Source organism: Geodermatophilus sp. SYSU D01105 (assembly GCF_054050095.1).
The window spans coordinates 217,141-225,786 of record NZ_JBJGYR010000008.1 but is presented as its reverse complement, the minus strand read 5'-3'; the positions used below and the strand labels follow the sequence as shown (position 1 = coordinate 225,786).

The following is an 8,646-nucleotide window of genomic DNA, read 5'->3' as shown; positions in this document are numbered from 1 at the left end:
CCCCCCCCCCCCCCCCCCCCCCCCCCCCCCCCCCCCCCCCCCCCCCCCCCCCCCCCCCCCCCCCCCCCCCCCCCCGCCCCCCCCCCCCCCCCCCCCCCCCCCCCCCCCCCCCCCGCTCCACCTCCGGAGCGACCGCATGACCTCCACCCTCGGCGTCGGCCTGATCGGCTACGCCTTCATGGGCGCCGCCCACTCCCAGGCCTGGCGCACCGCCCCCCACTTCTTCGAGCTGCCCCTGCGACCGGAGCTGACCGTGCTCGCCGGCCGGGACCCCGCCCGGGTCGCCGACGCCGCCGAGCGGCTGGGCTGGTCGAGCACCGAGACCGACTGGCACCGGGTCGTCGAGCGTCCCGACGTGGACCTGGTCGACGTCTGCACGCCCGGCGACACCCACGCCGAGATCGCCATCGCCGCCCTCGAGGCTGGCAAGCACGTCCTGTGCGAGAAGCCGCTGGCCAACACGGTGGCCGAGGCCGAGGCGATGGCCGAGGCCGCCGCGCGGGCCGCCGCCCGCGGCGTGCGGTCGATGGTCGGCTTCACCTACCGCCGCGTCCCCGCCATCGGCCTGGCCCGGCAGCTGGTCACCGAGGGCCGGCTCGGCCAGATCCGGCACGTGCGGGCGCAGTACCTGCAGGACTGGATCGCCGACCCGGCCGCGCCGATGTCGTGGCGGCTGGAGAAGGACAAGGCCGGCTCCGGCGCGCTCGGCGACATCGGCGCGCACATCGTCGACCTCACCCAGTACATCACCGGCGAGCGGGTCACCGGGGTCAGCGCCCTGCTGGAGACGTTCGTCAAGCAGCGTCCGCTGCCGGTCTCCAGCGGCAGCCTCACCGGGGTCGGCGGCGAGGAGCTGGGGGAGGTGACCGTGGACGACGCCGCGGCGTTCCTCGGCCGGTTCACCGGCGGCGCGCTGGCGACGTTCGAGGCCACCCGCTTCGCGCTGGGCCGCAAGAACGCGATCCGCATCGAGGTCAACGGTTCGGCCGGCAGCCTGGCCTTCGACTTCGAGGACATGAACGTCCTGGAGTTCTTCGACGGCTCCGAGCCCGCCGCGACCGCCGGCTTCCGCCGGATCATCGTGACCGAGCCCGAGCACCCCTACGTCAGCGCGTGGTGGCCGGCCGGGCACGGGCTCGGCTACGAGCACGGCTTCACCCACCAGGTGGTCGACCTGGTCACCGCGATCGCCAAGGGGGAGGACCCCACCCCCTCCTTCGCCGACGGGCTGCAGGTCCAGCGGGTGCTCGACGCCGTCGAGCGCAGCGCGGCGGCCGAGTCCCGCTGGACCGAGGTCCCGTCCTGAGCGCCCGGCCGGAGCACCTGCCCACCGTCGGTTGAAGCCGACTCCCACGGATCCATCGAGAGAGGACCTGCGATGCCCCGTCCCGTCACCCTGTTCACCGGCCAGTGGGCCGACCTGCCCTTCGAGGAGATGTGCCGGCTGGCCTCCGAGTGGGGCTACGACGGCCTGGAGATCGCCTGCTGGGGCGACCACCTCGACGTCGAGCGCGCCGCCAACGACGACGCCTACGTCGCCGACCGCCTCGGCCTGCTGGAGAAGCACGGCCTGCAGGTCTTCGCGATCTCCAACCACCTCAACGGCCAGGCCGTCTGCGACGACCCGATCGACGAGCGGCACCGCGGCATGGTGCACCCGCGCGTCTGGGGCGACGGCGACCCCGAGGGCGTCCGGCAGCGGGCGGCCGAGGAGATGAAGACGACCGCGCGCGCCGCGGCCAGGCTGGGCGTGCGGACCGTCGTCGGGTTCACCGGGTCGAAGATCTGGAAGACCGTCGCGATGTTCCCGCCGGTGCCCGAGTCGATGATCGAGGACGGGTACGCCGACTTCGCCGCGCGGTGGAACCCGATCCTCGACGTCTTCGACGAGGTGGGCGTGCGGTTCGCGCACGAGGTGCACCCGTCGGAGATCGCCTACGACTACTGGACGACGGTCCGCACGATGGAGGCGATCGGCCACCGGGAGGCCTTCGGGCTCAACTGGGACCCCAGCCACTTCGTCTGGCAGGACCTCGACCCGGTCGGCTTCCTCTGGGACTTCAAGGACCGGATCTACCACGTCGACTGCAAGGACGCGAAGCGGCAGGTGGGCAACGGCCGCAACGGCCGGATGGGCTCGCACCTGCCGTGGGCCGACCCGCGGCGCGGCTGGGACTTCGTCTCCACCGGACACGGCGACGTCCCGTGGGAGGCCTGCTTCCGGATGCTGAACACGATCGGCTACGACGGGCCGATCTCGGTCGAGTGGGAGGACGCCGGCATGGACCGCCTCGTCGGCGCCCCGGAGGCGCTGCAGTTCGTCCGCCGGCTGGCGTTCGACCCGCCGTCGGCCGCGTTCGACGCGGCGTTCGCCAGCGGGAACTGAGCAAGGACCCCGTCCGCACCGCTCGCAGGCTCGCGGGCGAGCCTCTGGACGGGGTCGAGGGAGCGGCCGGCGGTCGGGGGTCCGCCGGTCGCTCCCTCGGTGTCCGGACCCCGCCGTGCCCGGCAGGGGTGGGGCGCACGGGTCACGCGCTGACGGTGACCGGCACCTCCATGCCGTTGGCCCGGTGCTGGCCGACGCTGCAGTAGAAGACGTAGTCGCCCTCCTTGAGGGTCACCTCGAGGGTCGCCGAGGCGCCCGGCTGGAGGACCTCGGTGGCGGCGACGTCCTCACCGTCCCGCTCGACGACGAAGTCGTGCGGCATGTTGCCGGTGTTGGTCACCTCGAAGGTGTACGTGCCGGCGGAGTAGGAGTCCTCCGACAGCTCGAAGTCCATCTCGACCGCGTTCACCGTCACCGTCTCGGACTCCGCGGCCGGGGCCGCCTGGGACGCCGGGGCCTCCGAGGACGACGGCGCCGCGGCCGCGCTCGAGCCGGTGTCGGCGGCACTGCTGGTCGACCCGCCGGACGCGGTGTCGGCCTCGGCGTCGTCCCCGCCGCAGGCACTCAGCCCGAGGCCGAGGGCGAGCACGAGAGCCGCGGCGCGGCGGGAGGAGCGGGTGGAGCCGGTCAGTCGGAGCACGGGACCTCCTCGGTGCCGGCGGTGGCCCCGCCCCGTCGGCGGGCACCGCTGTGGCCCGAGATACTGCAACTTTGCAGTACTTCGCGGAACCCCTTCACAGGGGGTTCGCAGGTGGCCGACAGCGCGTCGCCAGGGGAGCCGCGCGGCCTCACTCCAGAGGGTCAGCCGGTGACGCGCCGGCACCAGGCGACGACCGTGGCGAGCACCTCGGCGTCCACCGGGCGGCGCAGCTCCTCCCGGTAGGCCCGCAGCGAGGCGGGGCCCGGCTGGCGGCGCAGCGTGTGCGTCAGGCCGGGCACCCGGTGGACCTCCACCGGGCCGGGCACGGTCGCGGCGATGACGTCGAGGTCGTCCGCGGGCACCTGGAGGTCCTGGTCGCCGGTGATCGCCAGCACCGGGACGGTCAGCCGGGCGAGGTCGGTGCGCGGGTCGTGCGCCAGGAACTCCCGCGTCCACCGGGCATTGAGCCGAGCGCCGCCGACGCGGGCGACGTCGGTCGTCGTCGCCTTGATCTTCTCGTGGTTGGCGGCGACCTTGGCCTCGAGGTCGGTGCGGAACAGCCGCAGCAGCGCGCGCACCGGTCGGGGGAGGGTGGGGGCGATCCGGCGCGCCTGCCAGCGCAGCAGCTCCTCGCCGGGGGTGGCGCTCATCGACAGCAGGACGACGCCGGCGGTGCCGCTCCCGGCGTCCTGGCGACCGGCGTCGCGGGCGGCGAGGGCGGCGGCCAGGATCGCGCCCTCGCTGTGCCCGGCGAGCAGCACCCGGCCGGGATCGACCTCGGGCCGGGCGGCCAGCGCGTCGCGCGCCCGGGCGAGGTCGTCGACGTTGTCGTGCAGGCCGGCGGCCCGCCAGTCCCCCGGGCTCTCGCCGACACCCCGCTTGTCGTAGCGCAGGGAGGCCAGGCCGCCCTCGGCGAGGGCCGCGGCCAGCTGCCGGCTGACGTCGAAGCGGGCGCGGCGGTGGTTGGCGTCCCGGTCGAGCGGACCCGACCCGGCGGCCAGCACCACCGCCGGCACCGGCAGGGGGGAGTCGGGGAGGGTGAGGGTGCCGGCGAGCGGGTGCTCCCCGGGGACCCGCTGCGGCAGCTCGCGCACCGTCACCGGCCCGCGGTCAGGTCGGCGGCCAGCGTGGAGGCGTCGTCCGAGCCCACCAGCAGCGTGTCGAACCGCTGGCCGGACAGCCGGACGCGGACAGCGGGCTGGCCCCGGCGCACCGACACCAGCGTCTTCTCCCCGTGCCCGCGCCAGGTGCCGATCTTGCGGACGCCGGGGAGGCCGAGGCCGGGAGCGCGCAACCCGCGCGGAGCGGTCAGCCCGTCGGGGACGACCTCGACCGATCGCACCGACGACCGCGGGACCTCCAGGTCGCGCAGCAGCCCGAGGGCCTTCTCGGTCGCGGTGAGGGTGACGCGGATGGTCTGCGGAGTGGTCGTCAGCGTGGCCATGGGCCTATCATTCTCGATGTTGAGATCGATGTCAATCATGAGAACGGTGAGGCCATGGCGACCGCGGACCTGCTACTGCACCCGGTGCGCCTGCGGATCGTGCAGGCCTTCCTCGGCGACCGGGTGCTGACCACCGCCGACCTGCGCACGGAACTGGCCGACGTCCCGCCGGCGACGCTCTACCGGCACGTCGGCGTGCTGGCCGAGGCGGGTGTCCTCGCGGTGGCGGGGGAGCGGCGGGTGCGCGGGGCGACCGAGCGCAGCTACCGGCTGGTGACCGAGGCGGCCTCGGTCGACGGCGCGACCGCGGCGACGATGTCGGCCGACGAGCACCGGCGGGCCTTCGCGACCTTCGTCGCGGCCCTGCTCGCCGACTTCGACCGGTACGCGGACCGGGCCGACGGCGACCGGCTGGACCTCGCCGCCGACGGGGTCGGCTACCGGCAGGTCGCGCTCTGGCTGACCGACGAGGAGTTCGCCGAGCTGGTGGGGCAGCTGCGCGCCGTCCTCGCGGCCGCCGCGGCGTACGAGCCCGACGGCAGCCGGCGCCGGCGGCTGGTCAGCCAGGTCTTCCTGCCCGGGTGACGCCGGGCCCTGGAGGGTGGCCGTTCCCGGCCCCGCCCAGGGCACCGGCCCCAGCGTGTCCTCCCTCAGGCGGCCTCGCGCCGGGCCGCCCGGGTGGCCTTGCGGTTGGCCTTGGCGAGGGTCTTCGCGGCCTTGCGGACCTGCCGCGGCTTCCGGTCGATCGTGCCCCGGGTGAGCAGGCCGACGCCGATGCCCAGCAGCCAGACGTCCTTGGCGACGGTCAGGCCCTCCTGGGTCGGGGCCAGGCTGCCGGGCTTGCGCATCCCCGGGGTGTTCAGGTAGAGCCCGAGCAGGCCGCCCGAGAACCCGGTGAGGATGGCGCCGGCCAGCGCCGTCGGGACGAACGGGGTCAGCAGCGCGGCCCCGACGGCGATCTCGGCGTAGGCGAGCCCCTTCACGAACTGCTGCGGCGGGATGTCCTTCAGGAACGGGTAGGTCCCCGTCGCGAACCCGTGCAGGCCGGCGGCGGTCGCCTCGTCGGCGCCGCGCTTGCCGAGGCCGCTGTTGAGGATGAACGCGCCGGCCGAGATGCGGGGGCCGATCTCGGACAGGGTGATGGGCAGGGCCATGGTGTACCTCGCTGGTCGGGGACGGGTGGGTCGAGAGCTCGACCCACCCTGCCCGCCTCCTGCCGCGCCCACCACCCCGGCGGTCGACCGTGCCGGCTGGGCGGTCAGCGGCCCCCGCGCCGGGACCGGCCGCTGAACGTCGCGGCCGAGTGGGTGCCGGCGCGCGCGGCCAGTTCCGCCCGGGTGCGCGCCGGGCCCGCCGCACGACCCGAGCCGCTCCGCCCGCCGGACGCCGCGGTGCCCGCCGTCGGGGCGCCCTTGGCCGGGGTGCCCGCGGACCCGCCACCGGACCGGCGGCGCCGGCCGCCGTCCTGGCCCTGCGGCTGGGGAGCCGGCGCCGGGGCGGGCTCGACGTGCGGCGCGGGCGGCCCGGTCAGCGCGCTGATCTCCGGGGCGCCGGGTCGCACCACGCTCACCGTGGGGCTGATGCCGGCCTGCCGGGCGAGCGTGCGCACCTCACCGGCCTGGTCGGGCGTCGCGACGGTCACGACCGTGCCGCCGGCGCCGGCCCGCGCCGTCCGCCCGGAGCGGTGCAGGTAGGCCTTGTGCTCGGCCGGCGGGTCGACGTGGACGACGAGCGCGACGTCGTCCACGTGGATGCCGCGCGCGGCGATGTCGGTCGCGCACAGCACCCGGGTCGCCCCGCTGCTGAATGCCTCGAGGTTGCGCTCGCGGGCGTTCTGGCTCAGGTTGCCGTGTAGGTCGACCGCCGGCACGCCGGCCGCGGTCAGCTGCTTGGCCAGCTTCTTGGCCTGGTGCTTGGTGCGGGTGAACAGCACGCTGCGGCCCAGGCCGGAGGCGAGCTCGCGCACCACGGCGGCCTTGTCCGCGGCCTCGACCCGCAGGACGTGGTGGGTCATCGTGGCCACCGGGGCCACCGCGGGGTCGACCGAGTGGGTGACCGGGTCGGACAGGTAGCGCTTGACCAGGACGTCGACGCCGTTGTCGAGGGTGGCGGAGAACAGCAGCCGCTGGCCGGTCTTCGGCGTCCGGTCCATGATCCGCTTGACGCCGGGGAGGAAGCCCAGGTCGGCCATGTGGTCGGCCTCGTCGAGGATCGTGATCTCCACGGCGGAGAGGTCGGCGTGGCCCTGGCCGATGAGGTCCTCCAGCCGGCCCGGGCAGGCGATGACCACGTCGACGCCGGCGGCGAGCGCCTGCACCTGCGGGTTCTGGCCGACCCCGCCGAACACGGTGGTGGCCCGCATGCCCAGCGCCCGGGCGAGCGGGTCCACGACGGCGAGCACCTGGTTGGCCAGCTCACGGGTGGGCACCAGCACCAGCGCGCGCGGCCGCCGCGGCTGCCGGCGGCTGTCGGACGCGGCCAGCCGGGCCACCAGCGGGAGGCTGAAGGCGAGGGTCTTGCCCGACCCGGTGCGGCCGCGGCCGAGGACGTCGCGCCCGGACAGGGAGTCCGGCAGCGTCGCCACCTGGATCGGGAAGGGCGCGGTGATGCCGCTGGCGGCGAGCACCTCGACCAGCGGTGCGGGCACGCCGAGCGCGGCGAAGGTGGTGTCGGTGGGCAGCACGGTGGCCGGGGCCCCGCCGGGGACGACGGCGGCCGGGACCGGGTCCTGGCGCGGGGTGGAGGGGCGCGGCTGCGGCGTGGCCGCGGGGTGGTCCTGCCGGGGGGCCGAGGATCGACCGCGGCCCCGGCTGCCGCGGCGGCGGGAGCGCGGTGCGGCGTCGGAGGCGGGCGTGGACGGGTCGTGCGAGGTCATGCGGTCTTCCTGACGGTCGGGGTGGCCGCCGTCGATCCCGGGCGCGGCGCACCTGCGCAGGGCAGGGCGAGCTCGCGTGGTCCGCGGGACGTCGGGCAGCCGGGCGCGCCTCGGTGGCGCAGCCTCGGGCCGACGTCGAGTCCTGCAGCTCCGGATGAGCGGAGGGCGGCGCCGGTACCTCGTACTCAACCAGACACCGCGGGCCGCGGTTCCGTCAGGCGGGGGAGTCTCCGGTCACACCCGCGCCGCGGTAGGTGCGGCGGTAGGTCCCCGGGGCCACGCCGATGCTGGCCCGCAGGTGCTGGCGCAGCGAGGCGGGCGTGCCGAAGCCGGCGTCCGCGGCGACCCGGTCGATCGGCGCGTCGGTGGCCTCCAGCAGCTGCCGCGCCAGGGCCAGCCGCTGCCCGGCCAGCCAGCGCAGCGGCGAGAGCCCGGTCTCCTCGCGGAACCGGCGGGTGAAGGTGCGCACGCTCATGCCGGCGTGCGCGGCCAGGTCGGCCAGCGTCAGCGGATCACCCAGCCGTTCGGTGGCCCAGGCGCGCGTGGCGGCCGTGCCCGTGTCGCCGGCCTCGGGCAGCGGGCGCTCGACGAACTGCGACTGGCCGCCCTCCCGCCACGGGGCGACGACGTTGCGCCGGGCGACCCGGTTGGCGACCTCGCTGCCGTGGTCCCGGCGCACCAGGTGCAGCAGCAGGTCGATCCCGGCCGCGTTGCCGGCGGAGGTCAGCACGTCGCCGTCGTCGACGAAGAGCACTCCCGGGTCCAGGCGCACCGACGGGAACAGCCGGCGGAAGGCCTGCGTGTGCATCCAGTGGGTGGTGGCCGGGCGGCCGTCGAGCAGGCCCGCGGCGGCCAGCACGAAGGCGCCGGTGCAGATCGACAGCATCCGGGCGGAGCCGGACGCCGCGCGCAGCACCTCGGCCAGCTCCGCGGGCACGGTGCCGTCGGTCATCGCCGTCCCGCCGTAGACCCCCGGGACGACGACGGTCTGCGCGGTGGCCAGCAGCGAGGCGTCGTGCTCGGGCACCACGGTGAACCCGGCGGAGGTGCGCACCGGGCCGCCGTCGAGCGTGGCGACCCGCACCCGGTAGAGCCGCCGGTCCTCGCCGTCCACGGCGGACTCCAGCAGCCGGTGGGGGAGGCCCAGCTCGAAGGCGATCGTGTTCGGCAGCGCGAGGACGGCGACCTCGTGGCGGTCCGGGCCTGGGGGCATGGCCGGACTCGGGCCTGGGGGCATGGCCGGGCTCGGGCCTGGGGGCATGGCCGGGCTCGGGCCTGGGGGCATGGCCGGACTCGGGCCT

The 8,646-nt window shown here is 76.0% G+C and carries 9 protein-coding genes; 3 read left to right on the top strand and 6 right to left on the bottom strand.

What is annotated here, in order from left to right:
• The first annotated feature begins 136 nt into the window (after positions 1-136).
• Together ACI79I_RS10120 and ACI79I_RS10115 are read left to right on the top strand one after the other, a co-directional pair.
• Entirely contained in the window at positions 137-1,306 is a 1,170-nt protein-coding gene (locus ACI79I_RS10120; protein WP_456992201.1) for a Gfo/Idh/MocA family protein, read from the top strand.
• 72 nt (positions 1,307-1,378) lie between these two features.
• Positions 1,379-2,386, top strand: coding sequence for a sugar phosphate isomerase/epimerase family protein (locus tag ACI79I_RS10115; RefSeq protein WP_456992200.1), 1,008 nt, complete (start codon positions 1,379-1,381; stop codon positions 2,384-2,386).
• 142 nt (positions 2,387-2,528) lie between these two features.
• On the opposite strand, the gene ACI79I_RS10110 is transcribed toward ACI79I_RS10115, so the two are convergent.
• The 3 genes from ACI79I_RS10110 to ACI79I_RS10100 form a co-directional block, all read right to left on the bottom strand.
• Positions 2,529-3,026, bottom strand: coding sequence for a cupredoxin domain-containing protein (locus ACI79I_RS10110; protein ID WP_456992199.1), 498 nt, complete (start codon positions 3,024-3,026; stop codon positions 2,529-2,531).
• Between the two features lie 161 nt (positions 3,027-3,187).
• Complete coding sequence (locus tag ACI79I_RS10105; protein ID WP_456992197.1) at positions 3,188-4,126, bottom strand: alpha/beta hydrolase family protein; 939 nt, start codon at positions 4,124-4,126, stop codon at positions 3,188-3,190.
• Positions 4,123-4,509: a hypothetical protein gene (locus tag ACI79I_RS10100; RefSeq protein ID WP_456992196.1), complete on the bottom strand. Its 387-nt coding sequence runs from the start codon at positions 4,507-4,509 to the stop codon at positions 4,123-4,125. Before ACI79I_RS10100 ends, ACI79I_RS10105 begins: the two co-directional genes overlap by 4 nt.
• Positions 4,510-4,524: 15 nt before the next feature.
• On the opposite strand from ACI79I_RS10100, the gene ACI79I_RS10095 reads away from it, so the two are divergent.
• Positions 4,525-5,055, top strand: a complete 531-nt coding sequence (locus ACI79I_RS10095; RefSeq protein WP_456992195.1) for a helix-turn-helix domain-containing protein — start codon at positions 4,525-4,527, stop codon at positions 5,053-5,055.
• A 65-nt stretch (positions 5,056-5,120) separates the two neighbouring features.
• On the opposite strand, the gene ACI79I_RS10090 is transcribed toward ACI79I_RS10095, so the two are convergent.
• The 3 genes from ACI79I_RS10090 to ACI79I_RS10080 form a co-directional block, all read right to left on the bottom strand.
• Positions 5,121-5,624 (bottom strand): hypothetical protein, encoded by a 504-nt coding sequence (locus ACI79I_RS10090; protein WP_456945496.1) that lies wholly within the window; start codon positions 5,622-5,624, stop codon positions 5,121-5,123.
• 104 nt (positions 5,625-5,728) lie between these two features.
• Positions 5,729-7,345 carry a DEAD/DEAH box helicase gene (locus tag ACI79I_RS10085; RefSeq protein WP_456992194.1) on the bottom strand — a complete coding sequence of 539 codons (1,617 nt, stop codon included), beginning with the start codon at positions 7,343-7,345 and terminating at the stop codon, positions 5,729-5,731.
• Positions 7,346-7,559: 214 nt separating this feature from the next.
• Positions 7,560-8,558, bottom strand: a complete 999-nt coding sequence (locus tag ACI79I_RS10080; protein ID WP_456992192.1) for a GlxA family transcriptional regulator — start codon at positions 8,556-8,558, stop codon at positions 7,560-7,562.
• Between the last annotated feature and the right edge of the window lie 88 nt (positions 8,559-8,646).

Excerpts from the sequence above, each read along its gene's own strand:
- ACI79I_RS10085 (WP_456992194.1), bottom strand. The coding sequence starts at position 7,345 with ATGACCTCGCACGACCCGTCCACGCCCGCCTCCGACGCCGCACCGCGC.
- ACI79I_RS10080 (WP_456992192.1), bottom strand. The coding sequence starts at position 8,558 with ATGCCCCCAGGCCCGGACCGCCACGAGGTCGCCGTCCTCGCGCTGCCG.
- ACI79I_RS10120 (WP_456992201.1), top strand. The coding sequence starts at position 137 with ATGACCTCCACCCTCGGCGTCGGCCTGATCGGCTACGCCTTCATGGGC.
- ACI79I_RS10095 (WP_456992195.1), top strand. The coding sequence starts at position 4,525 with ATGGCGACCGCGGACCTGCTACTGCACCCGGTGCGCCTGCGGATCGTG.
- ACI79I_RS10090 (WP_456945496.1), bottom strand. The coding sequence starts at position 5,624 with ATGGCCCTGCCCATCACCCTGTCCGAGATCGGCCCCCGCATCTCGGCC.
- ACI79I_RS10115 (WP_456992200.1), top strand. The coding sequence starts at position 1,379 with ATGCCCCGTCCCGTCACCCTGTTCACCGGCCAGTGGGCCGACCTGCCC.
- ACI79I_RS10100 (WP_456992196.1), bottom strand. The coding sequence starts at position 4,509 with ATGATTGACATCGATCTCAACATCGAGAATGATAGGCCCATGGCCACG.